We start from the raw sequence: 25,504 nt of genomic DNA on the forward strand, positions 1-25,504 counted from the left end.
GCACGTCAGTGTGCCCGGATACGACGGAACTGCGGCCGAAACAACGTCGAAGCGCTTCGACCTCTGTCGCTGCCAGAACAGTAGGGCAAGGCATTGAGCGAGGCAATGATCTGTCCAGTTTTTTAATCGGATCGTGCCGCACTGCCGCCTCTTCCTAGGATCTGGGCCGATCGCGTGCCGTATCCTCCACCCTGACCGCACCGGCGCGGCCGCCGAGCAGCGAGCGCCGGATCATTGAACCGTTTCGAGAGCAGGAGCACGACGACGTGCCACAAGAACCGCAGCCCCTCTTCCGGGACCCCTCCGCGCCGCTCGCCGACCGGGCCCGTGACCTCCTGGAGCACCTCACCCCCGACGAGCGGCTGAGCCTGCTGCACCAGCACCAGCCTGCGGTCGAGCGCCTCGGCCTCGCCGCCTTCCACACCGGCGCCGAGGCGCTGCACGGCGTCGCGTGGCTCGGCCGCGCCACGGTGCTGCCGCAACCCGTCGGGCTGGGCGCCACGTGGGACACCGGCCTGCTCCGCCGGCTCGGCGACCTGGTCGCCACGGAGCTGAGGGCCAAGCACGCCGAGGACCCGGCCGTCTCCCTGAACGTCTGGGCGCCGGTCGTGAACCCGCTGCGGCACCCCGCCTGGGGGCGCGGCGAGGAGGGGTACAGCGAGGAGCCACGGCTGGTGTCCCAGCTCGCCACGGCGTACTGCGGCGGGCTGCGCGGGGACCACCCGACGGTCTGGAAGACGGTGCCCGCCCTCAAGCACTTCCTCGGGTACGGGAACGAGACGGACCGCTCGGCGACGTCGTCGAACCTGTCCGAGCGGACCCTGCACGAGTACGAGCTGCCCGCCTACCGCGGCCCGATCGAGGCGGGGGTGGCGGGCGCGGTGATGCCGTCGTACAACCTGGTCAACGGGGTTCCGGCGCACACGTCCGGCGACCTGCTCGCCGAGCTGCGCTCGTGGGCGCCGGGCTCGGTGGCCGTCGTGTCCGACGCCGGCGCGCCCACCTTCCTCATGACCATCCAGCGGGCGTTCGCCTCCCACGCCGAGGCGCACGCGGCGGCCGTGCACGCGGGACTGGACTCGTTCACGGACAACAACACCGACCCGTCGATCACGCTGGACCGGCTGCGCGAGGCCCTGGACGCGGGCCTGCTGACGCGGGACGACGTCGACGTCGCCGCGCTGCGGCTGCTGGAGCTGCGGCTCCGCACGGGCGAGCTCGACGGGGCCGCGGACCCGTACGCGAGCATCGGCCCCGACGCCATCGACCTGCCCGAGCACCGGGCGCTGGCCCGCGAGGCGGCGGCGAAGTCCGTGGTGCTGCTGCGCAACGACGGGACGCTGCCGCTGGCCGCGCCCGAGCGCGTCGCGATCGTCGGGCCGCTGGCCGACCGGGTCCTCACCGACTGGTACTCCGGCACCCCGCCGTACACCGTCTCCCTGGCCCGCGCGGTCGCGGACCGGTATCCCGACGCCGTGGTCGAGGTCGCCGACGGCGCGGACCGGGTGGCGCTGCGCGCCACGTCGTCCGGCAGGTACGTGACGGTCACCGCCGACGGCGAGGTCACCGTCTCGGCGGCCGACGCCGGCGCGGAGACCCACCTCGACGTCACGGACTGGGGCGACGGCGTGCTCACGCTCCGCTCGGTCGCCTCGGGCCGCCTCCTGACGGGCGCGGGCTGGATCCTGCGGGCCGACGCCGAGCGGGTCGGCGGCTGGGTGGTGCAGGAGTCGTTCCGGCGGCACCACCACGCCGACGGGACGTGGTCGCTGTGGCACGTCGCGAGCGGGAGGTGGCTGCGGGTGCAGCTCGGATCAGGGCTGCTGGCGGCCGACGGCACGCGGCTCGCGGACGCCGAGCGGTTCGCGTGGCGCACCGTCGTCTCGGGGCACGCCGAGGTGGCGCGGGCGGCGTCGGGCGCCGATGTGGTGCTCGTGGCCGTCGGCAACGACCCGCACCTCGGCGGGCGCGAGACGGAGGACCGGACGTCCCTCCTGCTGCCGGGCTCGATGGCCGAGATCTGGCGCGTGGCGCGCGAGGCGTGCCCGGCGGCGGTGCTGGTGGTGACGTCGTCGTACCCGTACGTGCTGGGGCCGGGGCTGCCCGGGGCCGGCGACGCGCCCGGCGCGCTCGTCTGGGCGGCGCACGGCGGGCAGGAGGTCGGGAACGGGCTGGTGGACGTCCTGTCCGGCGACGCCGAGCCGTACGGGCGGCTGGCACAGACGTGGCCCGCGACGGAGGCGCAGGCCGGCGACCTGTTCGACTACGACGTCGCCCGCCAGGGCGTCACCTACCGGCACCTGGCGGGCGAGCCCGCGTACTGGTTCGGCCACGGGCTGAGCTACACGACGGTCGGGTACGAGGGGCTGCGGCTGGTGGGCGACGGCGGAGCCGCGGGGTCCCCGCGGCGCGCGGTGCGCGGAACGCCGCTCGGCGAGGGCGGCGCCATCAGCGCCGTCGTCGCGGTGCGCAACTCCGGGGACCGGCCCGTGGACGAGCTCGTCGCCGTGCACGGCCTGTCCCCCGACCTGCCGGTGCCCGCGGCCCGACGGCAGCTGCTCGGGCACGCCCGCGTGCGGCTCGCGCCGGGCGCGTCGGCCGAGGTGACGGTCCCGCTGGACCTGGGTGCGCTCGCCGTCCGGCACGACGGCGCCATGGTGCTGCAGCCCGGAACGTACGTGGTCGCTTCCGGGCCGTCCGCCGGGGACCTGCGGGTGCGGGCTGACCTGGTCGTCGAGTGAGCTACGCGTGCTCCGCGTGCTCCCGGTCGAGGATCGCGTAGACCACCTCGTTCGCCCAGACGCCGTCGCGCAGGTCGTTCTCCAGGAGGCGGGCCTCCTGGCGCATGCCGAGCCGCTCGGCCACGCGGACCGAGGCGAGGTTCTCCTCGTCGATGCGCGCGTACACGCGGTGGAAGCCGTACGCCGCGAAGGCGAGCCCGAGGGTGGCGCGGGCGGCCTCCGTGGCCAGCCCGCGCCCGCCGACGTCGGGGTGCATGGCGTAGCCGAGCTCGGCCTGTCGCGGGCCGGCGGCCCACTTGAGCAGCGTCTCGCCGATGACGTCGCCGTCGGCCTCGACCGCCAGCACCAGCACGTCACCCGGCTCCTCGAAGGGGGCGCTCGACCAGGTACGGAGCTTGACCTCCGCCGTCGCCACGTCCCACGGGGGCTGGTACATGTACCGCACCACGTCGGGGCGCGAACGCCAGGCGAAGAACGCGTCGGCGTCGTCCGGGGAGACCGGGCGGAGCGTGAGGCGCTCGGTGACCACCGGCCACGCGGGGTCCGCGTGATCGGGCGCGGCGGATCGAGCAGGGGAGCCGGGGACGGAAGCGGGCGCGGCGGGTCCAGGAGGAGAGGAGGTGGGCGCGGCGGGCTCAGGGGCCGGGGCGGAAGAGGGCACGGTCCGACCGTAGCGCCCGGGATGAGGAATGCCACAGGAAATGCGGTGGTATTGCCGCTCGGCGAAACGCCGACGTCGACCGCGCGGCTCAGCGCGCCTCGAACGCGACGCTCTCCCAGCCGGCCGGCACCTCGCGGGGCTGCCACGACGCGTCGGGCGTCCAGTCGGCCCAGGCCTTGTCCCACCAGAGCTCGCCGGCGTCGAGCAGACCGGCTATCCGGTCGCCCTCCGCGCGGATCTGGTCCATCCGGCCGGGGTAGCGCGCCGGCCCGGTCTCCTCGAACTCGACGACGTCCTTGAACTCGTAGGTCTCGGCGTCGGCCGCCCACCAGACGTCGAGCTCGTGGTCGAGCGTGTCGAACCCGATCGGCGTGCGCCGGGGCGCGTCCTCCAGGTTGAAGTACCAGCCCTGGAACGCGCGCTCGGGGCCGTCCCAGAACAGGAAGAGGGAGTGCTCCACCCCGGTCCAGTGCAGGTCGAGCCGCCCGTGGCCGCGCCAGGCGGTGCTGCCCGCGAGCTTCCACGGGTGCTCCCCCACGGGGAACGTGCCCGTCTCCGGGTACACCAGCGGCGTGCCGCCGGGCGTGTAGGTGACGAGCAGGTCGCCGTCGTCCTGGACGCAGACCTGCGGGATCGCGATCCACGGCTCGCCCCGCATGATCTCGCGGCGCACTACCGTCTGACCGGGCTGGAACACGGGAGACGTCATGCCGGGAACGCTAACAGCGGCTCGTTACGTGCCGGCGACATCGACGTTTACACCGTGGCGCAGCACGCGGACCGGGCGCAGGTCCGCGTCGGTGACCAGGACGTCGGCGCGGGCGCCGGGCTCCAGGCTGCCGACCTCCCCGGTGAGCCCCAGTACCCGGGCGGGCACGGAGGTCGCGGAGCGGACGGCGTCGACCAGGGGCACGCCCCCGGCCACGGCGCAGCGCACGACGTCGATCAGGTGCGCGGTGCCGCCGGCGATCGGCCCCTCTCCCCCGGCGTCCTCCGCCGTGCCGCCCGCCGTGGCGACCCGCGCGACGCCGTCGTGCACCACCACCGACATGGGGCCCAGCTCGTAGCGGCCGTCGGCCACGCCGGCCGCCGCCATCGCGTCGGTCACGAGCAGCACGTGGTCCGAGCCCACCATGTCGAACACCGAGCGGACGGTCGCCGCGTCGAGGTGGACGCCGTCGCCGATCAGCTCCACGACCATGTCGCCGCGGGCCGCCGCGGCGAGGCACGCCGCGATGGGTCCGGGCTTGCGGTGGTGCAGGGGGCGCATGCCGTTGAACAGGTGGGTGGCCGTCATCGGCCCGAGCGCCCTGCCCGCGGCGCGCGGGGCCGTCGCGCGCAGTGCCGCGGTGACCTGCTCGATCAGCGCCTCGGCCTGCTCGGTGGTGCCGTCGGTGTGGCCCAGGGAGGGCAGCACGCCCGCCTCGATCAGCGCCTCGGCGACGCCGCCGGGGCCGGTCACGCCGGGCACCTCCGGGGCGATGGTCATGGTGCGCAGGTACCCGCGGGCGGCCTTCGTCAGGTCCCGCACCAGGTCGACGCTGCCTTCTTGCAGGTCAGCCGGGTTGTGTGCGCCGCGGCGGCGGTACGAGAGGAACGGCCCCTCCGCGTGCAGGCCCTCGATCTCCCCGGCCACGGCGAGCTCGGCCAGCACCGCTGCCCGGCTCAGCAGCACCTCCGGCTGCGCGGTCACGAGCGACGCGAGCAGGGTGGTGGTGCCGTGGCGGCGGTGCTCGAGCACGCCCGCCATCGCCTCCTCGGCCGAGGCCACGTCCGGGAACGAGACGCCGCCCCCGCCGTGGTTGTGCAGGTCCACGAGGCCCGGCAGCACGTACGTCTCGGGGGCGGGCGGCATCTGTTCGACGGCGGGGCCGTAGCCGGTCGCCACGGCCTCGGACAGGGAGCCGGCGAAGGTGACACGACCACCCGAGGCGACGACGACGCCGTCGTCCACCACTGCGGAGGGCTGGACCAGGCGACCGCGCACCACGAAAGCACCGGAATCAGTCATGCGGACATCCTGCCAGGGTTACGCCCGGCGTCCGTCTCCGCGACGTACAGCGGTCCGACTCCCGCCCGGTGGCATCCGTGCTGGCTGCGCAACCGCTTCGACATTTGATGCCCTGCGAGGAGCCGGTCGAACCAGAGGCCGACGTCGACGCCTCTGCACTGCCCTGCCAGGACGGTCCTTGACAGCCCGCTTTGCGGCTGGCAATGATGCTACCTATTCATCGAAGCGCTTCGCACAGCCGCGGAGGCGTTCACCGCACGTCAAGGAAGATGTGAATGATGCGTAAGCCCATCCCGGTCGTTGCCACGCTCTCCGCCGTCGCCCTCACCCTCGCAGCGTGCTCCTCGGGCTCCGGCTCCGGAGGCGACGACACCGAGGCCGACGGCCCGATCACCCTCGACTACTGGGCATGGGGCACCGCGCAGCAGCCCATGGTGGACGCGTGGAACGCCGCCCACCCCGACATCCAGGTCAAGCGGACCGACGCAGGCGGCGGGACCGACTCGTCGGCCAAGCTCGTGACCGCGACACGTGCGGACAACGCCCCCGACGTCGCGCTCGTCGAGTACAACACCCTGCCGGCGATGATCGTGGCCGGTGTGGCCGCCGACATCTCCGAGCACGCCGACGGGCTGGAGAGCGAGTTCGCCCCGGGCGTGTGGAGCCAGTCCACGTTCGACGGCGCCACCTACGGCGTGCCGCAGGACGCGGGCCCCCAGGCCCTGACCTACAACAAGGCGCGGTTCGACGAGCTCGGCATCGAGGTCCCCACCACCTGGGAGGAGTTCGCGAAGGCGGCGGAGAAGGTGCACGAGGCCGACCCCGACACCTACATCACGACGTTCGCCCCGGACGACTTCGGGAGCCTCGCCGCGTTCGCTCAGCAGGCCGGCGCGGAGTGGTGGTCGGTCGACGGCGACACCTGGACCGTGGACTTCGACGACCCCGCGACCGTCGCCGTCGTCGACTACTGGCAGGACCTCATCGACCGCGACCTCGTGTCCGCGGAGCCGCTGCTCACCCCCGAGTGGAACGCGAAGGTCAACGACGGCGAGGTGCTCTCGTGGCCGGCGGGCCTGTGGGCCGCGGGCGTGCTCTACGGCGTCGCCGAGGAGAGCGCGGGCGACTGGGCGATGGCGCCGCTCCCCGAGTGGGAGGAGGGCAACCCGGCCGTCGGGTTCCAGGGCGGGTCCGCGGTCGTGGTGACGACGTCCGCGGAGCACCCCGAGGCCGCCGCCGAGTTCGCCCGGTGGATGGGCACCGCCGAGGAGGCCTCGGCAGCGCAGATCGAGCAGGGCCAGTACCCGGCGTCGCTCAGCGGTCAGGAGCTGACCCTGGAGAGCGACCCGCCCCTGCTGATGCCGCAGCAGAAGGACTACTGGGAGACCGCCGCGGAGATCACCCGGACCACCGTCCCGGAGATCAGCTGGGGCCCCAACACCAACGTCGCGTCGAGCGCGTTCCAGGACGCGATGTCGAAGGCCGTCACGAACGGCACCCCGCTGCGTGACGCCCTGACCGAGATCGAGGCCGAGGTGGTCGGCGACATGGAGACCGCGGGCTTCGAGGTCGCCAAGAAGTGACTTCCGGGCCGGCAGCGACGCCGGCACCAGGCCTCAAGAAGGAGCAACCAGTCATGAGCGCTGCCACCGACGCGCCCGCGCCCGCGTATCGCCGCGTGCGCCGGCGCTGGGGAGCCCCGCTCCTCTTCCTCGCGCCCGCTGCGCTGCTGTTCGTCGCGTTCCTCGCGGTGCCGATCGGGTACGCGCTGTACCTGAGCTTCCGCGGGATGCGCGTGACGGGCGGCGGCCCGTTCGGCCTCCGGCAGGAGACCTGGGTGGGGCTGGACAACTACGTCGCGGTGCTCACCGACCCCGAGCTCGTCGCGGGTCTGGGACGCCTGGGGATCTACGGGATCATCGCGGTACCCCTCACCCTCGGGCTCGCGCTCGCCTTCGCGCTGCTGCTCGACCTGCCGCGCGTGCGGGGCGCCCGGTTCGCCCGCACGGCGATCTTCATCCCGTACGCGGTGCCGGGCGTCGTCGCGACGCTCCTGTGGGGCTTCCTCTACCTGCCCTCCACGAGCCCGGGCAACTGGATCCTCGAACGGGTCGGCCTCGACGGCATCGACGTGCTGCACGGCGGGATGCTCTTCCCCTCGGTCGCGAACATCGCGATCTGGGGCGGCGTCGGCTTCAACATGATCATCCTGTACACCTCCCTGCGCGGGATCCCCGCGGACGTGTACGAGGCGGCGCGGCTCGACGGAGCCGGCGAGTGGGACATCGCCTACCGGATCAAGATCCCGCTGGTCGCCCCCGCGCTGACCCTGACCGGCCTGTTCGCCCTCATCGGGACGCTCCAGGTGTACGGCGAGCCCGCGACGCTGCGTCCCATGACGAGCGCGATCTCCCAGACCTGGGTGCCGCTCATGATGATCTATCGCGACGCCTTCGCCAGGGACAACCTGTCCCTCGCCGCCGCGTCGTCGGTCGCCCTCGCTCTCGGCACGCTCGTCGTGTCGGTCGTCCTGCTGCGTGTGACGCAGAAGCGTTCGTTCGGAGAGTCCTCATGAGCACGGTCACGACGCCCCGCCCCGTGGGCTCCCGACGCCTGGCCGCCGAGCCCTCGCGCCGCGCGGGCAGGCGCGGTGCGATCCTGCCGACGGCGGTCCTGCTGCTTGGCGCGCTGTACTGCCTCGTGCCGGTGGTCTGGGTGCTGGTCGCCTCGACCAAGTCCAGCTCCGAGCTCTTCTCGACCTTCACCTTCCTGCCCGGCACGGGGCTGCTCGAGAACCTGGGCGACCTGTTCGCCTACGGCGACGGCCAGTACCTGCAGTGGGCGATCAACAGCGTCATCTTCGCGGGCGTCGGGGCCGTCGCGTGCACCCTGGTCTCGACGATGGCCGGCTACGCGCTGGCGAAGTACGACTTCCCGGGGCGGCAGGTGGCGTTCTACGCGATCCTCGGCGGCGTGCTGCTGCCGGGTATCACGCTGGCCATCCCGCAGTACCTGCTCATGTCCAAGATCGGCCTGGCCGGCACCTACTGGTCGGTGCTGCTGCCGTGCCTCATCTCGCCGTTCGGGATCTTCCTGGCCCGGGTGTACGCCATCTCGGCAGTGCCGACGGAGACGATGGAGGCGGCGCGCATCGACGGCGCGAACGACGTGCGCGTCTTCGTCTCGGTGGCCCTGCCGATGATGGTGCCCGGCATGGTGACGATCTTCCTGCTGCAGTTCGTGGGCATCTGGAACAACTTCCTGCTGCCCTTCATCATGCTGTCGGACGAGCGGATGTACCCCCTCACGGTCGGCCTGTACACGCTGCTGTCCAAGGGGTCCGGCACGCCGTCGCTCTACACGCTCGCGATCATCGGCTCGGCGGTGGCGATCGTGCCGCTCGTCGCGATGATGCTCGTGCTCCAGCGCTACTGGCGCCTCGACCTGATCAGCGGAGGGCTGAAGGGATGAGCGCCGCACAGACGGAGCAGGCACTCGGGGCGACGGGGCTGCGCGTGCCCGCCGTCGTCCTCGGGACGTCCGGTATCGGACGCAGGCTCGACCTGCCGGCCGCGACCGCCCTGCTGCGCGCGGCGGCGGCCGCGGGATGGCGCACGTGGGACACCAGCAACGAGTACGGGGACGCGGAGGCGTTCATCGGGTCGGCCCTCGCGGGCCTCGCCTCCCTCGACGGTGCTGCGGGGACCGCCGACGGCGTCGGCACCGCCGGCGAGGTGCAGGTGTTCACCAAGGTGGACCCGGTGCCCGGCTCCAAGGACTTCTCGGGGGCACGCGTCCGTGCGTCGGTCGCGGAGTCCCTCGAACGCCTGGGCCTCGACCGCCTGCCGCTGGTGCACTTCCACGACCCGGAACGAATGGCATTCGCCGACGCCGTCGCACCCGACGGGCCGGTCCGCGCACTGCTCGAGCTGCGCGAGGCGGGCGTGATCGAGCACCTCGGGGTGGCCGGCGGGCCGATCGGGCTGCTGCGGCAGTACGTGCGCACCGGCGAGTTCGAGGCGGTAGTGACGCACAACCGCCTCACGCTCCTGGACCGGTCGGCGCAGACCCTGCTCGACGACTGCGCCGACCACGGCGTCGGCGTCCTGAACGCCGCCCCGTTCGGCGGGGGCGCGCTGGCCGACGACGACGGACCAGTGCGGAGCTATCACTACCGCGACGTCGACGCCGCCCAGCGGGACGCGGTCCTGAGGATCCGTGAGATCGCCCGTGCTGCGGGCGTCCCCGTGGGTGCGCTCGCCCTCCGGGCCGGCAACCGCGACCCGCGCGTCGCGGGGACGATCGTCGGCGTGAGCAGCACCACCCAGCTCACCCAGGTCGCAGCGTGGGCCGCCGTCGACGTGCCGGACGACGTCTGGCCGGAGCTCGACGCCGCGCTGCCCGACCCGGCCCACTGGACCGGGGAGCTCGGCCGCTAGCGGCCCTCCCCCGCTCCACGCCCCGCCTCTTCACCGACCTGCTTCTCCGACGACCCGAGGACGACCCATGACGGTTCCCTTCGCACCCGCCCGCCTGCTCTTCGGCGGCGACTACAACCCCGAGCAGTGGCCGCGCGAGGTCTGGGCCGAGGACATGGCGCTCATGCGTCGGGCCGGCGTGAACACCGTGACCATCGGGGTGTTCTCGTGGGCCGCGATCGAGCCCCGCGAAGGGGTGTTCGAGCCGGGCTGGCTGGACGACGTCGTCGCGCTCCTCGACGCGAACGAGATCGGGTTCTTCCTCGCGACGCCCACCGCGTCCCCGCCGCCGTGGTTCACCCGCGCGCACCCGGACGCGCTGCCGGTGCGGGCCGACGGGACCTACGTCTCCCACGGCTCGCGCGACACTTACGCGATCAGCGCACCCGCCTACCGCCAGGCCGCGCGGCGCGTGGCACGCTTCCTCGCCGAGCGGTACGGCGCCCATCCGCGCCTGCGGGGCTGGCACGTGCACAACGAGTACGGCACGGTCGACCACGGTCCGCACGCGGCGGCCGCCTTCCGGCGCTGGCTCCGGGAGCGGTACGTCTCGCTCGACGCGCTGAACGACGCCTGGTACACGGCGTTCTGGTCCCAGCGGTACGACGACTGGGAGGAGATCCTCCCCCCGCGCACGACGCAGTACCTGGCCAACCCGGCCCACGCGGTGGACTTCAAGCGGTTCTGCTCCGGCGAGATGCTCGCGGCGTTCGCCGAGCAGCGCGACGAGATCCGCGCGACCGGCTCGACGACGCCGGTCACGACGAACTTCATGCACCCCACCTGGGACCACCTCGACCAGTTCGCCTGGAGCGACGAGCTGGACCTGGTCTCCGTCGACCACTATCTCGACACGCCCGGGCCGGACGGCGAGGCGCACGTCGCCTACGCCGCCGACCTGACCCGTTCGTGGGGCGGCGGACCCTGGCTGCTCATGGAGCAGAGCGCCTCCGGCATCCGGGACGGCGCGCGGCAGGCCTTCAAGGATCCCGACCGGATGATCCGCAACTCGCTGGGCTACGTCGCACGCGGTTCCCAGGGCGCGCTGTTCTTCCAGTGGCGGGCGTCAGCCGGCGGCTCCGAGACGTGGCACAGCGCGATGGTGCCGCACGCGGGCCCGAGGAGCCGGACCTTCGAGGGCGTCGTCGAGCTCGGGGCACTCCTCGGCCGCCTCCAGGAGGTCGCGGCGCCGCCGCACGACGGGCCGGTCGTCGAGGCCGACGTCGCGGTCCTGTGGGACGCCGACGGCCGGTGGTCGCTCGAGACCCCGCACCTGCCGAACGACGACCTCGACTACACGACGGAGGTCCGTGCGGCGCACCGCGCCCTGTGGCGTGCCGGGGTCGCCGTCGACTTCGTCCGCACGGGCGCCGACGTCGCCCGCTACCGGGTGCTGTTCGTGCCGACCCTGATGGCGCTGAGCTCCGACACCGTCGAGTGGCTCACCCGGTACGTCGAGACGGGCGGGCACCTGGTGGTCGGGCGGTTCACCGGCGTGGCCGACGAGCACCAGCGGGTGGTGCCCGGCGGCTACCCGGGCCGGCTGCGAGACCTGCTGGGCGTCCGGGTCACCGAGCACCTCCCGCTCGACCCCGCCGAGACCCAGGAGCTCAGCGACGGGTCGACGGTCGTCCAGTGGACCGAGCGGATGGACCCGCCCCGGGCGGACGTCCTCGCCACGTACACCCAGGGCGTTCTCGCGGGCCTGCCCGCGGTCACGCGCCGCCGCGTCGGCGACGGCAGCGCCACGTACGTCTCGGCGGGGATGGTCCAGGAGTCCTGGGACGGGTTCGTCGCGGGGCTGCTCGCGGAGCACGGCGTGCGCCCGGTGGTCCCCGAGGCGGTCGGCACCGGGTTGGAGGCGATTCGACGGCGCGGCGCGGAAGCCACGTACCTGTTCCTGCTGCACCACGGGGACCAGCCGGTCCGGGTCACCGGCCCGGGGCACGACCTCGTCACCGACGCCCCCACGGATGCCGGGATCGTCGTGCCCGCGGGCGGGTACGCCGTGGTCCGGGAGGCACCCGACGCCAAGTGGTCCGTGACGCCGCTGTAGGCGCGCGGACGCCGGTCGGGCTCGTCGAGACCCGGGGGTCTCGACGAGCTCGACCGGCGAACGGGTCAGAAGAGGCGGGAGTCCGGGTCGTCGACGCCGCGCATCGCGTCGTAGTCCAGCAGGAGCGTCGCGATGCCGCGGTCCTTGGCCAGCACGCGCGCCTGCGGCTTGATCTCCTGGGCGGCGTACACGCCGCGCACCGGGGCCAGCAGGGGATCCCGGTTCAGCAGCTCCAGGTACCGCGTGAGCTGCTCGACGCCGTCGATGTCGCCCCGGCGCTTGATCTCCACGGCGACCGTGGAGCCCGAGCTGTCACGCGCGAGGATGTCCACCGGCCCGATTGCCGTCGGGTACTCGCGGCGGACCAGGGTGTGCCCGTGGCCCAGCAGGGCGATCTGCTCGGCGAGCAGCTCCTGCAGGTGCGCCTCCACGCCGTCCTTCACGAGACCCGGGTCGATGCCCAGGTCGTGGGCGGAGTCGTGGTGCACGGTGAACAGCTCGACCTCGAGCCGGTCGTCCGACTTGGCGTGCTGGACGGTCCACACCTCGGTGACGCCGCGCTCGGCGGCCTCCTCGGACGGCTCGCGCACCGTCAGCGTGCACGGGGGGCTCATCCAGTTCAGCGGCTTGTACGAGCCGCCGTCGGAGTGGATCAGGACGCTTCCGTCGGCCTTGACCACGAGCAGCCGCGTCGCCGGCGGAAGCATCGCGGTCAGGCGGCCCGTGTAGAGGGCGGAGCAGTCTGCCACGACCAGCCGCATCAGAGAACCAGATCCTGTCGTCCGGGAGGGGCGGCCTCGAGCCAGGAGGCGAGGCCGAAGTAGTCGCCGGCAGCGAGATCGAGCTCGAAGTCGAGCCCGTCGTACCGGCACTGGACGAGGTAGTGGTCGCCCTGACCACGCTCGTCCGGGTCCAGCGGGGTGCGGCCCGTCACGGTGAGCCGCTCCCGATACCAGGTGCGGGCCGGACGGGGTGACAGCGACCAGCACCGCCACCACTCGATCCGGCCCACCGCGTACTGGGCGATGCCCGGCGTCCAGGAACCCTCGGGGTTACCGGCCGCCCGGGCATTGCAGTTGAACGAACCAACCCTGTGCGAGAGGGCCCGCAGCCGGGAGATGCCCGCTGCGAGCACGAGCGCGAGCGCGCCGAGCACCGCTATCGCGATCCATATGACGCCCGGCACCCGCGCTCTCCCTCAGACCAGGGAGATCTCGTCGACCACAAGGGTGACGAGGTTGTTGTCCACGGAGACGAAACCGCCGGTGACCTGGGCCTCTACGGCCGGGCCCGACGTCGTCTCCACCTTGATCGTGCCTGGGCGAAGCACCGCCAGCAGCGGCGTGTGGTTCGCCAGGATGCCGATCTGGCCGTCCGCGGACGGCGCGCTCACCTGGGTCGCCGCACCGCTCCAGACCTTGCGGTCCCGGGACACGAGGTCCACGCTCAGCTCTGCCACGAGAGCTCCTTCCGATGTAGCGGGCGTGGTGCCGCCCCTTCCGGGTTGCCCTGTTCTGGACTACCCAGCGGGGCGGCATCACGCACGGGGGACGTGCGAAGCCTTGGTCAGGCCCCGTACTCCTTCTGGATCCGTGCCCAGTTCTCCTCGAGCATCTCAAGCCCACCGATGTTGTAGAAGGCCTGCTCGGCGATGTGGTCGAACTCACCGTCAGCGATCTTCTTGAATGCCTCGATGGTCTCCGACAGAGGCACCGTCGAGCCCACCACACCCGTGAACTTCTCGGCCATGTAGGTGTTCTGGGAGAGGAACTGCTCGATGCGACGCGCACGCGCGACGACCGTCTTGTCCTCTTCCGAGAGCTCGTCCACACCGAGGATAGCGATGATGTCCTGCAGCTCCTTGTTGCGCTGCAGGATGGACTTCACGCGCGTCGCGACGTCGTAGTGCTCCTGGCCCACGTAGCGCGGGTCGAGGATGCGGGACGTCGAGGCCAGCGGGTCGATCGCCGGGTACAGACCCTTCGACGCGATCTCGCGGGAGAGCTCGGTCGTGGCGTCCAGGTGGGCGAACGTCGTGGCCGGGGCCGGGTCGGTGTAGTCGTCGGCCGGCACGTAGATGGCCTGCAGCGACGTGATGGAGTGACCACGCGTCGAGGTGATGCGCTCCTGGAGGAGGCCCATCTCGTCGGCCAGGTTCGGCTGGTAGCCCACGGCGGACGGCATCCGGCCGAGCAGCGTGGAGACCTCTGAACCGGCCTGCGTGAAGCGGAAGATGTTGTCGATGAAGAGCAGCACGTCCTGCTGCTGCACGTCACGGAAGTACTCCGCCATCGTCAGGGCCGACAGGGCCACACGCAGACGCGTGCCCGGCGGCTCGTCCATCTGGCCGAAGACGAGGGCGGTCTTGTCGAAGACGCCCGCCTCGTCCATCTCGGCGATCAGGTCGTTGCCCTCACGGGTGCGCTCGCCGACACCGGCGAACACGGACACACCACCGTGGTCCTGGGCGACACGCTGGATCATCTCCTGGATGAGGACGGTCTTGCCGACGCCCGCACCACCGAAGAGACCGATCTTGCCACCCTGGACGTACGGGGTGAGCAGGTCGATGGACTTGATGCCCGTCTCGAACATCGTGGTCTTCGACTCGAGCTGGTCGAAGGCCGGCGCCTTGCGGTGGATCGGCCAGCGCTCGGTGACCTCGAACTTCTCGCCCTCGGCGAGGTTCAGGACGTCGCCGGTCACGTTGAAGACCTTGCCCTTGGTGATGTCACCGACGGGCACGCTGATGGGCTCGCCCGTGTCGGTCACCACGGCGCCGCGGACCAGGCCGTCGGTCGGCTTCAGGGCGATGGCGCGCACCAGGGAGTCACCCAGGTGCTGCTCGACCTCGAGCGTCAGGACGGACTTGTTCTCGCCCTTGCCGGACAGGTCGATCTCGACGGTCAGCGCGTTGTAGATCTCAGGGATCGCGTCATCGGGGAACTCGATGTCCACGACGGGTCCGATCACCCGAGCGACCCGGCCGGTGCCGGGGCCGCTCGTGTGCTCGACCGTGGATTCCACGGTGGTGGCGGTCATACTTGCCTCGCTTCGGTGGGCCGGAGGGTCCTCCGGCGGGGAGTCTATTCGGTCGGTTCAGGACGCCAGGGCGTCGGCACCGGAGACGATCTCGCTGATCTCCTGGGTGATGTCCGCCTGACGTGCCTGGTTGGCCAGTCGGGTGTACGTGCGGATCAGGTCCTCGGCGTTGTCGGTCGCCGTGTGCATGGCCCGCTGACGCGCAGCGAGCTCGGACGCGGCGGCGTCGAGCAGCATCGCGTAGATGCGCTGCTGCACGTACCGCGGGAGCAACTCGTCCAGCACGGCCTCGGGCGACGGCTCGAAGTCGTAGAGCGGCAGGGCCTCGTGCTCGTCGGCCTCGGACACGCCCTCGACCACCTCGAGCGGCAGCATGCGCACCACGCGGGCGCGCTGCGTCACCATGTTGACGAACAGCGTGGAGACCACGTGCATCTCGCTGACACCGCCGTCGGGCTCGTCCGCGAGGAACACCTCCAGCAGCGTCTCGGCGATGTCCTGCGCCGCCTCGGGCGTCGGCTTCTCCGAGCCGTACGACCAGCTCTTGGCGATCTCCCGTCCGCGGAACGTGTAGTACGCGATCGCGCGGCGGCCGGCCACGTAGAGCACGACCTCCTTGCCCTCGGCCGTCAGCTGCCCGACGAGCTTCTCGGCCTCGCGGACGATCGCCATCGGGTAGGAACCGGCCATGCCCGCGTCGGAGGAGACGACGAGCACCGCTGCGCGGTTGCCGCCCTCCTCCCGCGTGAGCGGGTGGTCCACGTCCGTGTGCGACGCGACAGCCGACACCGCGCGGGTGATCGCCTGTGCGTATGGCGCCGCAGCCGCAGCCGCCGCGCGAGCCTTGCCGATGCGGGACGCGGCGATCAGCTCACGCGCGCGGAAGATCTTCTTCAGCGACTGCGTCGACTTGATCCGCGCCTTGTAGACGCGCTGAGCTCCACCGGCCACGGGTCAGGCCTTCTTCTTGACGACGATCTGCGCCTGCTCGACGTCGACGGGGCCGTCCTCGGTGCTGCCACCGACGAGCGGCGTGCCGTCGCCCTTCTGGAAGCCCGCCCGGAAGTCGTCAACGGCGGCGCTCAGGGCGTCCTCCGTGTCGGACTCCAGCTTGCCGGACTTGAGGATCGTCTCCAGGACGTCGGTCTTGCGGCGCAGGTGGTCCAGCAGCTCGGACTCGAACCGCTTGACGTCCTCGACCTCGACGTCGTCGAGCTTGCCCTTTGTACCGGCCCACACCGACGCGACCTGGTCCTCGACCGCGAACGGCGAGTACTGGGGCTGCTTGAGCAGCTCCGTCAGGACGGCGCCGCGCTTGAGCTGGGCGCGGGACGCTGCGTCGAGGTCGGACGCGAACATCGCGAACGCCTCGAGCGAGCGGAACTGCGCCAGCTCCAGCTTCAGCGTGCCGGAGACCTTCTTCATGGCCTTGATCTGCGCGTCACCACCGACTCGGGAGACCGAGATACCGACGTCCACGGCGGGACGCTGGTCGGCGTTGAACAGGTCGGACTGCAGGAAGATCTGCCCGTCCGTGATGGAGATGACGTTGGTCGGGATGTACGCCGAGACGTCGTTCGCCTTGGTCTCGATGATCGGCAGGCCGGTCATCGAGCCCGCGCCCAGCTCGTCCGAGAGCTTGGCACAGCGCTCGAGCAGACGGGAGTGCAGGTAGAACACGTCGCCCGGGTAGGCCTCGCGGCCCGGCGGACGGCGCAGCAGCAGCGACACGGCACGGTAGGCCTCGGCCTGCTTCGACAGGTCGTCGAAGATGATCAGGACGTGCTTGCCCTGGTACATCCAGTGCTGGCCGATGGCCGAGCCGGTGTACGGCGCAAGGTACTTGAAGCCCGCCGGGTCGGACGCCGGAGCCGCGACGATGGTCGTGTACTCGAGCGCGCCGGCCTCCTCGAGGGCGCCACGCACGGAGGCGATGGTCGAGCCCTTCTGGCCGATGGCGACGTAGATGCAGCGCACCTGCTGGTTCGGGTCGCCGGTCTCCCAGTTCGCCTTCTGGTTGATGATCGTGTCGACCGCGATCGCCGTCTTGCCGGTCTGGCGGTCGCCGATGATCAGCTGACGCTGACCACGGCCGATGGGGATCATCGAGTCGATCGCCTTGATGCCGGTCTGCAGCGGCTCGTGCACCGACTTGCGCTGCATGACGCCGGGCGCCTGCAGCTCCAGGGCACGGGTGCCCTCGGTGGCGATCTCGCCCAGGCCGTCGATGGGGATACCCAGCGGGTCGACCACGCGGCCGAGGTAACCCTCGCCCACGGGGACCGAGAGCACCTCACCCGTACGGCGGACCTCCTGGCCCTCCTCGATACCGGTGAACTCGCCCAGGACGACCACACCGATCTCGCGGACGTCCAGGTTCTGCGCGAGTCCGAGCGTGCCGTCCTCGAAGCGCAGCAGCTCGTTCGCCATCACGCCCGGGAGGCCCTCGACGCGGGCGATGCCGTCCGCGGCGTACGAGACGCGGCCCACCTCCTCGGCGACTGCTTCCTGGGGCTCGTAGGCCTTCACGAAGCTGTCCAGTGCGGCCCGGACCTCGTCCGGCCGGATCGTCAGCTCAGCCATTGCTCTTCTCCTGTCGTGGCCGCGAGAGCCGCGGCGGAAGGTTCTTGTTCACGTTTTCAGCCGGCCAGACGACGCTGAGCGTCAGCGAGGCGCGACAGGACGGTGGAGTCGACGACGTCCGCGCCGACCTGGATGCGCATGCCCCCGACGATGGCGGGGTCCACGGTGACGTTCAGCTGCACGGGCTTCCCGTACGAGCGCTCGAGCACCGCACCGAGGCGCTGCTCCTGCTCACGGGTGAGCATCGTCGCGCTCGTCACGGAGGCGACGAGGCGCTTGCGACGCTCCGCCGCGACCTCGCCGAACCAACCGAGCGTCTGCACGAAGCGACGGCCGCGCAGCGACGACGTCGCGCGCTGCGCCAGGCGCTGGGTCACGGTGTCGACCTTGCCGCCGACCAGCTCGTCCACGAGCGCAACCCGGCGCTCGGGAGCGGTCGACACGTCCGAGAGGACCTGCTTGGCCTCCCGCTGGCCGACGAGCGACCGGGTGACCCGGAACAGCTCGTCCTCCACGGTCTCGAGCACCCCGCGCGCCTCGGCGGAAGCCAGCACGGCGTCCACGCCGAGACGCTCGACGGCCTCGGCCAGGTCCGCGTCGCTCGCCCAGCGGGACCGGACGAGCCCGGACACCAGGTCGACCACGCGCTCGTCGAAACCGTCCAGCAGGCCGGCCACCAGGCCGGCCTTGGCCTCGCCCTCGCGGGAGGGGTCGGCGAGCGAGCGGCGCAGCGCGGCGGATTCGTCGAGCGCCGACACCAGGGTGAGCAGCTGCTCACCCAGCGTCAGCGCGTCCGTACCCGCGGCACGCAGCACCGGCTCGAAGCGCTCCTGCGCCGCCGTCAGCGATGCACCGCTCGATCCCCGCATCACGCCTCCTTGGTGCTTGCCACGGCCTGGCTCGCCTCGAGCTCGTCGAGGAAGCGGTCCACGACCCGCGACTGCCGGGCCGAGTCCTCGAGGGACTCGCCCACGATCTTCGACGCGAGCTCGGTCGCGAGCGCGCCGACCTCGGTGCGCAGGGACACGGATGCCGCCTGCCGCTCGGCCTCGATCTGCCGGTGCGCCGTCTCGGTGATGCGCTCCGCCTCCTCGTTGGCCTTGGTCCGCAGCTCCCTGATGATGGCCGTGCCCTCGGCACGCGCCTCCTCACGGACCTGCGCCGCGTCGGCGCGGGCCTCGGCGAGCAGCGCCTGCTGCTGCGCCAGGGCCTCGTCAGCCTGCTTCTGGGCTGCCTCGGCCTTTTCGATACCGCCCTCGATGAGCGCCGAGCGCTCGTCCAGCACCTTGTTCATCTGGGGCAGGATCAGCTTGTAGAACACCGCCGCGATGATCACGAGGACAATCGCCGACCAGAGCAGGTCGTATGAGGCGGGCAGGAACAGATCGATGCCCTGCGGCTCTTCCGTCTGCGCCGCTACCTGGGCGGCGCTTGTGTGCGCCGCCATCAGACGAACAGGAAGCCGGCGACGAGACCGAGGAGCGCGAGCACCTCGACGAACGCGACACCCAGGAACATGGTGGCGCGGAGCTGACCGGCAACCTCGGGCTGGCGGGCCATGCCCTCGATCGTCTTGCCGATGAGGATGCCGAGACCGATACCCGGACCGGTCGCGGCAAGGCCGTAGCCGACAGCGTTCAGGTTGCCAGAGACCTCGGCGAGAGTGGTGAAGTCCACTTGCGTCTTCCTTCCGTTGGGCGCCGGACCAGTCGGTACGGCGTCGCGTGGTGTGCGAAGGCGCTGGTGCGCCCGTCGCGGGTGTGCCAGGTGAAGCTATGAAGCGTCGCCCGGAGGAGCACTCAGTGCTCCTCCTCCAGCGACATGTTGATGTAGACCGCGGCCAGCAGCGCGAAGATGTACGCCTGCAGGAACGCGACCAGAAGCTCGAACAGCGTCATGAAGATGCCGGCCGGGAGCGTGAGGGCGCCGAAGACCATCAGACCGGAACCGGCCGAGTCCACGACGAAGAACTGCGTCGCAGCGAAGCAGAGCACGAGCATGATGTGGCCGGCGACCATGTTGGCCACCAGTCGGACCATCAGCGAGCCCGGCCGGATGATCAGGATCTGCAGCAGCTCGATCGGCGTGAGGATGAAGTAGATCGGCCAAGGCACCCCGGGCGGGAACAGGTTCGCCTTGAGGTATCCACCGAAGCCGTGCTTGCGGATGCCGACGGCCCAGTAGGTGACGAACACCCAGAGCGCCAGGAGCAGCGGCATGCCGATACGCGAGGTGGCGGCCAGGTTCAGCCCCGGGATCACACCCGTGAGGTTGAACGCCAGGATGGTGAAGAAGATAGTGGTGAGCATGGGCAGGAAACGCTTGGCGTTCTCCTTGCCCAGGATCTCCTCGCCGATCTGCACCCGGACGAAGCCCAGCAGGTACTCGACACCTGCCTGGAATCGACCCGGCACCACCTTGGCCCGGCGCGCGGCGATCACGAAGATCGACAGCAGCACCAGGGTGGCGATGATCCGGATGATCCAGAGGCGATCGATCTGGAAGATGGTGCCCTCGAAGAGGATTGCCGACGGAAAGAAGTCGGAGATCGACGGCGTGTGGAAGCCGCCCTCACCCTCGTGGCCTTCAGTGGCGGCGAGGATTACGGACGTCGCATACGTGGACAGGAGGACTCCCAGGTGGTCATTAGGCCCCGCGCGCGATTCCGCAAAGTGGCGGAACGGGCGCGCCGTCGGGCCTGGCCGTCATGGATTCGTCGTAAGCCTAACCTATGTCCGATGCAATTCCGGCCGCAGAACCGCATGACGCGGCCCCTTGTGACTTATTGCGCAATCCCGTGTCAGGTCCCCGGTGGCTCAAGAGGTTCGGTCAGGCCTTGGTGTCGGGCTGCACGTACGTGACCCGGCCGCCCTTGACCGCGCGGTAGTCGAGCACGGCGGAGCCGACGGCGCCGAGCAGCACGACCACCATGAGCACCCAGCGGTCGTAGAAGTCCTGCCGGGACAGCACGGCCAGCACGGCGACCAGGATCACCATCTTGGCGAGCCAGCCGCCCATCACGACGGCGCCCATCCCGGCAGCGCTCCGGCCGACGGCGAGCATCATCGACAGCACCGTGGCGCCGCAGAACAGGCCTGCCAGGGCCGCCCCGATCAGCGCGCCCCACACACCCGGCAGGCCGACGGCCAGGTAGCCGACGACCGATCCAAGCACCGCCAGGCCCGCGACCAGGATCAGGCCGTCCCGGCCGGCGGCGCGCAGCATCGCGCGCTCGGCGGCGGTGTTGTCGTCGTCGGCTTGCGGCGCGACAGGGCTCTGCTCGGTCATTCGACTCTCTCCTTGGTCTTGGCGGCGACACTCTCGGGAGTGACGCTCTGCGCGACGACGCCGGCCGCGGGCGCCCCGGCCCCGACCACGGCGGGAACCTTCGGGGTCTGGCCGGACAGCGCGACGTCGTCGTCCAGGAACCGCCCGCGGTTACGCAGCGGGCCCAGGGTGGCCAGCAGGGCGAGGACCACGAACACCGTGGTCCAGATCAGCACGATCTCCCAGTCCCACTGCACGAGCGCGGCGGCGCTGAACGCGAACACCGCCGTCCACACGTACAGGATGACCACGGCGCGGCGGTGGGAATGGCCCAGGGCCAGCATGCGGTGGTGCAGGTGCATGCGGTCGGGCGCCATGGGCGACTTGCCGGCGGCCAGCCGCCGGATCACGGCCAGCCCCATGTCGAGCAGCGGCAGCATGAGCACGGCCACCGGCAGCAGCAGCGGGATGAACGCAGGCAGCGCCTCCGCGCCAGTCATGACGTCCGGCTGGACGTTGCCGGTAACGGCGATCGCCGCACCGGCCATGACCAGGCCGATCAGCATGGATCCGGCGTCGCCCATGAAGATGCGCGCCGGGAAGAAGTTGTACGGCAGGAACCCGACGCACACGCCCACGAGCGCCGCGAGCATGAGCGACGCGAGGCTGGCGTAGTCGTCCGGCGTCGCCTGCGTGGTGAGCCCGTACGTGTAAAGGAAGAAGGCTGCCCCGCCGATCGCGACGATGCCCGCCGCCAGGCCGTCGAGGCCGTCCACGAAGTTCACGGCGTTCATCGCCACGACCACGGCCAGGACCGTGATGACGAGCGAGGTGCGCGACGAGGTGATGGTCAGGCCGCCGATCGGCAGCGTGATGAGCTGGACGCCCTGCAGCGCCATGAACCCCGCGGCCAGCACCTGGCCCGCGAGCTTGGTGACCCAGTCGAGGTCCCACTTGTCGTCGGCCCAGCCCAGCCCGCACACGATCGCGGCGCCGCCGACGATGCCCCACGCCTGGCGGTCCTCGAAGACCCCGGACAGGAACGGCATCTGGGAGGCCAGCAGCACCGACACGACTATGCCGATGAGCATGGCGAGCCCGCCGAGGCGGGGCGTCGGCACGAGGTGCACGTCGCGGGCCCGCACGGCGGAGATGGCAGAGGTCTTGAGGGCGACCCAACGGGCAAAGGGCGTGGTCAGGAACGTGACCGCGGCGGCCACGAGCATCAGGAGCAGATACACCCTCACTCGTCGTCCTCCGCGGCGCCGGCCGGGGGCTCGCTCGGGTCGTCCTCGGGCAACACCTGGGGTCCCTCGACGTCGGCGACCGCACGCAGCGCGGCCAGGGTCACGGCGCCCTCCCGGACGACCCGTAGCGTCGGGCCGGTCGCGTCCACGATCGTGGAGGCGACACCTCCGGGTGCCTCGCCGCCGTCGAGGTAGACGGCGACGGACCCGCCGAGCTGGCGCTCGGCGTCGGCCGCGTCCTGCGCGGCCGGGCTGCCCGACTTGTTGGCGCTCGACACGGCCAGGGGGCCGGTGCGCTTCAGCAGGGCGAGCGCCGCGGGGTGGTCCGGCATGCGCAGCGCGACGGTGCCGCCCGTGTCGCCGAGGTCCCACTGCAACGACGGCTGCGCCTGCAGGATGATCGTGAAGCCGCCGGGCCAGAAGGCCTCGACGAGCTTGCGGGCGTCGTCGGGCACGTCGGTGGCGAGACCGTCGAGGGTCGCGACCTCCCCTACCAGGACCGGGGGCGGCATCTGCCGGCCGCGGCCCTTGGCCGCGAGGAGGGCGGCTACCGCGGCCTCGTCGAACGCGTCGGCGGCGATGCCGTACACGGTGTCGGTGGGCAGGACCACGAGGCCACCACGGGAGATCGCATTCACTGCCTCGTCGATCGCGGGGCCCCAGGTCTGCGGGTCGGTGGCGTCGAGCACGGGATGCACAGGCACACTCACGCGGAACAGTCTTTCACGATCCGGAGGCCAGGCGGTGCCTTCGTCGCCTGGGACCGGCGCTCCGCTCCGGGCGAGTGCCTCGCAAGCACGGCCCTCACCCTGCGCTGCGCTCTGGCCCCAGGCGGCGCGCGACGACCATGCGGGGCCGGCCCGTCAGGTCCTTGCGTGTCTCGGGCTCCCCGAACACCGGCCGCCCCTCGGCGTCGCGAGCGGCCGCGACCATCTCTCGCGCCGCCTCCGCCTGGACCTCTGCGTGCTCCATGACGTACAGCCCGCCGGGCCGCAGCAGTCGCGCCGCGGCGTCCGTGATGCCGCGCGGCACCTCCAGCCCGTCGGGTCCCAGGCCGTACAGCGCGACGGCCGGGTCGTGCTCGGCGACCTCCGGGTCCACGGGCACGGCGTCGGACGGCACGTAGGGCGGGTTCGAGACGACGACGTCGGCCGTCCCGTCGATCCCGTACAGCGCGGTGCGGGCGTCGCCCTTGACCAGCCGGACGATCCGTTCGGGCGCCGTCTCCGGCGTGGCGCCCGCGTCCGGGCCTGCTTCGGCGTCCGCCTCGATGCCCGTGTCAGGGCCCACCTCGATGCCCGCGGCGGCGGCGCTCAGGGCGTCGACGTTGCGCGCGGCCCAGGCGTGCGCGTCCTTGTCCAGCTCGACGGCGTGCACGCGCGCGCCGGGCACCTCGGTGGCCACGGCCAGCGCGATGGCCCCGGAACCGGTGCACAGGTCGACGACGACGGCGCCCCCGTCCCGCTCGCCGGTGACCTTGGCGGCCTCGTCGATGGCCACCTGCGCGACCTCCTCGGTCTCGGGCCGCGGCACGAAGACTCCCGGCCCGACGGCCAGCTCCAGGTGCCGGAACGGCGCGACCCCGGTCAGGTGCTGCAGGGGCTCGCGCGCGGCCCGCCGGGCGACGAGGGCGGCGAAGGTGCCGGCCGCGTCGTCGGGCACCTCGCGCCCCAGCACGATCAGCCGCCGCAGCTCCCCCCGGTCCACCCCGAGCGCATGCGCCAGCAGCACCTCGGCATCGGCCTGGGGCGACCCGACCCCGGCGTCGGCCAGCTCCTCGTGGGCCCACTTCAACAGCTGCTCGCTCACCGCGTTCCTCTCGCCACAACGAAAGCCTGCCCGACCACGCCCGATGCCGCCAGACCCGCCGTGATCGCATCTTGCGACCGGCCCGCGGGGGCGGCCGGTGCGGGGGACGACGACGAGGCCGCGACCCCGACCTCACACACCCGAGGCCGCCGCGAGCCGCGCCGCCTCGTCGGCGTCGATCGCCGACCGCACCACGGGGCCCAGGTCCCCGTCCAGCACCTGGTCGAGGTTGTACGCCTTGTACCCGGTGCGGTGGTCCGCGATCCGGTTCTCGGGGTAGTTGTACGTCCGGATCCGCTCGGACCGGTCCACCGTGCGCACCTGCGAACGGCGCAGCTCGGCGGACTCCGCGGCGGCCGCCTCCGCCTGCGCGGCGAGCAGCCGGGCACGCAGCACGCGCATGGCCTGCTCGCGGTTCTGCAGCTGCGACTTCTCGTTCTGCATCGAGACGACGATGCCGGTGGGCAGGTGCGTGATGCGCACCGCGGAGTCCGTGGTGTTCACGGACTGGCCGCCCGGACCGGACGAGCGGTAGACGTCGATGCGGAGGTCGTTCTGGTCGATCTCGAGCTCGCCCGGGTCGTCGACCTCGGGGAACACGAGCACGCCCGCCGCCGAGGTGTGGATACGGCCCTGGGACTCCGTGACCGGCACCCGCTGCACCCGGTGCACGCCGCCCTCGTACTTGAGGCTGTGCCAGACGCCGTCCTCGGGGCCCTGGACGCTCTTCGCCTTGATCGCGACCTGCACGTCCTTGTACCCGCCGAGATCGGAGTCGGTGGCCTCCAGCAGCTGCGTGGACCAGCCGCGCTGCTCCGCGTACCGCAGGTACATGCGCAGCAGGTCGGCGGCGAACAGCGCGGACTCCTCGCCGCCCTCGCCCGCCTTGATCTCGAGGATGACGTCGCGGCCGTCGTCGGGGTCGCGGGGCACCAGCACGCGGCGCAGCTTCTCCTCCGCCACCGCCTCGGCCTGCTTGAGGCCCGGCAGCTCCTCGGCGAACGACGCGTCCTCGGTGGCCAGCTCGGCGGCGGCCTCGGCGTCGTCGTGCGCCTGCTCCCAGGCGCGGTAGGCGCCCACCACCTGGTTCAGCTCCGCGTACCGCCGCCCGAGCGTGCGGGCGCGGCCGGGATCTGCGTGCACGGCGGGGTCCGCCAGCGCGGCCTCGATCTCGGCGTGCTCGCTGAGCAGCGGCCCAACGGCGGCGAACGACTCGCTCACGGCGTCTCCTTGGTTGTGGGCGTGATTCTTGCGACTACCTGTCTGTTTTAGGCGCGACGATCGCGCCCACAACGACGGTGGGGAAACGACAGCGCCGGTGGTCCGTGTCCCGACTGCCCCTGGAGAGGTTGTCGGGCCGGACCACCGGCGCTGCGAAGTCGCTACTTGTCGGCGGCCTTCTTGCCGTAGCGCGCCTGGAACCGGGCGACGCGGCCACCGGTGTCCATGATCTTCTGCTTGCCCGTGTAGAACGGGTGGCAGGCGCTGCAGACGTCGGCGCTGATCTTGCCGGACGTCTCGGTGCTGCGCGTGATGAACGTGTTACCGCAGGTGCAGGTGACCTCGGTGACGACGTACTCGGGGTGGATTCCAGCCCTCATGTTGCTCC

At 71.7% G+C, this 25,504-nt stretch carries 25 protein-coding genes; 6 read left to right on the forward strand and 19 right to left on the reverse strand.

The annotated features are described in order from the left end of the window. The first annotated feature begins 266 nt into the window (after positions 1–266). Positions 267–2,741 carry a beta-glucosidase gene (locus C8K30_RS26035; RefSeq protein WP_108495809.1) on the forward strand — a complete coding sequence of 825 codons (2,475 nt, stop codon included), beginning with the start codon at positions 267–269 and terminating at the stop codon, positions 2,739–2,741. Between the two features lies 1 nt (position 2,742). Here C8K30_RS26035 and C8K30_RS26040 read toward each other — a convergent pair whose 3' ends face one another. The 3 genes from C8K30_RS26040 to C8K30_RS26050 form a co-directional block, all read right to left on the reverse strand. Continuing rightward, positions 2,743–3,402: a GNAT family N-acetyltransferase gene (locus C8K30_RS26040; protein WP_108495810.1), complete on the reverse strand. Its 660-nt coding sequence runs from the start codon at positions 3,400–3,402 to the stop codon at positions 2,743–2,745. Positions 3,403–3,490: 88 nt separating this feature from the next. Beyond that, on the reverse strand, positions 3,491–4,111 hold the full coding sequence (locus C8K30_RS26045; protein WP_108495811.1) for a DUF402 domain-containing protein: 621 nt from the start codon (positions 4,109–4,111) through the stop codon (positions 3,491–3,493). 24 nt (positions 4,112–4,135) lie between these two features. Continuing rightward, entirely contained in the window at positions 4,136–5,413 is a 1,278-nt protein-coding gene (locus C8K30_RS26050; RefSeq protein ID WP_108495812.1) for an N-acetylglucosamine-6-phosphate deacetylase, read from the reverse strand. Positions 5,414–5,688: 275 nt separating this feature from the next. Between C8K30_RS26050 and C8K30_RS26055 the strand changes: the two genes are divergently transcribed. From C8K30_RS26055 to C8K30_RS26075, 5 genes are all read left to right on the forward strand, one after another. Further along, positions 5,689–6,996 (forward strand): ABC transporter substrate-binding protein, encoded by a 1,308-nt coding sequence (locus C8K30_RS26055; RefSeq protein ID WP_233257470.1) that lies wholly within the window; start codon positions 5,689–5,691, stop codon positions 6,994–6,996. Between the two features lie 53 nt (positions 6,997–7,049). Continuing rightward, positions 7,050–7,988 carry a carbohydrate ABC transporter permease gene (locus C8K30_RS26060; protein WP_108495813.1) on the forward strand — a complete coding sequence of 313 codons (939 nt, stop codon included), beginning with the start codon at positions 7,050–7,052 and terminating at the stop codon, positions 7,986–7,988. After that, the gene (locus C8K30_RS26065; protein ID WP_108495814.1) at positions 7,985–8,884 is read left to right on the forward strand and encodes a carbohydrate ABC transporter permease; all 900 of its coding nucleotides are present in this window, start codon (positions 7,985–7,987) and stop codon (positions 8,882–8,884) included. Before C8K30_RS26060 ends, C8K30_RS26065 begins: the two co-directional genes overlap by 4 nt. Further along, complete coding sequence (locus C8K30_RS26070) at positions 8,881–9,852, forward strand: aldo/keto reductase (protein ID WP_108495815.1); 972 nt, start codon at positions 8,881–8,883, stop codon at positions 9,850–9,852. Before C8K30_RS26065 ends, C8K30_RS26070 begins: the two co-directional genes overlap by 4 nt. A 67-nt stretch (positions 9,853–9,919) precedes the next feature. Beyond that, entirely contained in the window at positions 9,920–11,947 is a 2,028-nt protein-coding gene (locus C8K30_RS26075; RefSeq protein WP_108495816.1) for a beta-galactosidase, read from the forward strand. Positions 11,948–12,012: 65 nt separating this feature from the next. Here the strand turns inward: C8K30_RS26075 and nucS are convergent, their stop codons facing one another. From nucS to rpmE, 16 genes are all read right to left on the reverse strand, one after another. After that, complete coding sequence (nucS, locus tag C8K30_RS26080; RefSeq protein WP_108495817.1) at positions 12,013–12,708, reverse strand: endonuclease NucS; 696 nt, start codon at positions 12,706–12,708, stop codon at positions 12,013–12,015. Further along, complete coding sequence (locus tag C8K30_RS26085) at positions 12,708–13,133, reverse strand: DUF2550 domain-containing protein (RefSeq protein WP_108495818.1); 426 nt, start codon at positions 13,131–13,133, stop codon at positions 12,708–12,710. The genes nucS and C8K30_RS26085 overlap by 1 nt, the downstream gene beginning before the upstream one ends. A 12-nt stretch (positions 13,134–13,145) precedes the next feature. Next, a complete protein-coding gene (locus C8K30_RS26090; RefSeq protein ID WP_108495819.1) occupies positions 13,146–13,406 on the reverse strand; it encodes a F0F1 ATP synthase subunit epsilon in 261 nt (86 codons plus the stop codon). A 107-nt stretch (positions 13,407–13,513) separates the two neighbouring features. Continuing rightward, complete coding sequence (gene atpD, locus C8K30_RS26095) at positions 13,514–14,989, reverse strand: F0F1 ATP synthase subunit beta (protein WP_108495820.1); 1,476 nt, start codon at positions 14,987–14,989, stop codon at positions 13,514–13,516. 57 nt (positions 14,990–15,046) lie between these two features. Beyond that, the gene (locus C8K30_RS26100; RefSeq protein ID WP_108495821.1) at positions 15,047–15,940 is read right to left on the reverse strand and encodes a F0F1 ATP synthase subunit gamma; all 894 of its coding nucleotides are present in this window, start codon (positions 15,938–15,940) and stop codon (positions 15,047–15,049) included. Positions 15,941–15,943: 3 nt separating this feature from the next. Then, positions 15,944–17,572, reverse strand: a complete 1,629-nt coding sequence (gene atpA, locus C8K30_RS26105) for a F0F1 ATP synthase subunit alpha (RefSeq protein ID WP_108495822.1) — start codon at positions 17,570–17,572, stop codon at positions 15,944–15,946. Positions 17,573–17,628: 56 nt separating this feature from the next. Next, positions 17,629–18,441, reverse strand: a complete 813-nt coding sequence (locus C8K30_RS26110; protein ID WP_108495823.1) for a F0F1 ATP synthase subunit delta — start codon at positions 18,439–18,441, stop codon at positions 17,629–17,631. Next, positions 18,441–19,019 (reverse strand): F0F1 ATP synthase subunit B, encoded by a 579-nt coding sequence (locus C8K30_RS26115; protein ID WP_108495824.1) that lies wholly within the window; start codon positions 19,017–19,019, stop codon positions 18,441–18,443. Before C8K30_RS26115 ends, C8K30_RS26110 begins: the two co-directional genes overlap by 1 nt. After that, complete coding sequence (locus C8K30_RS26120) at positions 19,019–19,249, reverse strand: ATP synthase F0 subunit C (RefSeq protein ID WP_108495825.1); 231 nt, start codon at positions 19,247–19,249, stop codon at positions 19,019–19,021. The genes C8K30_RS26115 and C8K30_RS26120 overlap by 1 nt, the downstream gene beginning before the upstream one ends. A 122-nt stretch (positions 19,250–19,371) precedes the next feature. Then, on the reverse strand, positions 19,372–20,211 hold the full coding sequence (atpB, locus tag C8K30_RS26125; protein ID WP_369941329.1) for a F0F1 ATP synthase subunit A: 840 nt from the start codon (positions 20,209–20,211) through the stop codon (positions 19,372–19,374). A 190-nt stretch (positions 20,212–20,401) separates the two neighbouring features. After that, the gene (locus C8K30_RS26130) at positions 20,402–20,860 is read right to left on the reverse strand and encodes a hypothetical protein (RefSeq protein WP_108495827.1); all 459 of its coding nucleotides are present in this window, start codon (positions 20,858–20,860) and stop codon (positions 20,402–20,404) included. Next, entirely contained in the window at positions 20,857–22,086 is a 1,230-nt protein-coding gene (locus C8K30_RS26135) for an MraY family glycosyltransferase (protein ID WP_233257471.1), read from the reverse strand. Before C8K30_RS26135 ends, C8K30_RS26130 begins: the two co-directional genes overlap by 4 nt. Beyond that, entirely contained in the window at positions 22,083–22,796 is a 714-nt protein-coding gene (locus C8K30_RS26140) for an L-threonylcarbamoyladenylate synthase (RefSeq protein WP_233257472.1), read from the reverse strand. Before C8K30_RS26140 ends, C8K30_RS26135 begins: the two co-directional genes overlap by 4 nt. A 94-nt stretch (positions 22,797–22,890) precedes the next feature. Next, positions 22,891–23,895, reverse strand: a complete 1,005-nt coding sequence (locus C8K30_RS26145) for a HemK/PrmC family methyltransferase (RefSeq protein ID WP_233257473.1) — start codon at positions 23,893–23,895, stop codon at positions 22,891–22,893. 132 nt (positions 23,896–24,027) lie between these two features. Continuing rightward, positions 24,028–25,116, reverse strand: coding sequence for a peptide chain release factor 1 (prfA, locus tag C8K30_RS26150; protein WP_108495830.1), 1,089 nt, complete (start codon positions 25,114–25,116; stop codon positions 24,028–24,030). Between the two features lie 161 nt (positions 25,117–25,277). Then, positions 25,278–25,496 carry a 50S ribosomal protein L31 gene (rpmE, locus tag C8K30_RS26155; protein WP_108495831.1) on the reverse strand — a complete coding sequence of 73 codons (219 nt, stop codon included), beginning with the start codon at positions 25,494–25,496 and terminating at the stop codon, positions 25,278–25,280. Between the last annotated feature and the right edge of the window lie 8 nt (positions 25,497–25,504).

Source organism: Promicromonospora sp. AC04, from assembly GCF_003058225.1.
Classification (GTDB): Bacteria; Actinomycetota; Actinomycetes; order Actinomycetales; family Cellulomonadaceae; genus Promicromonospora.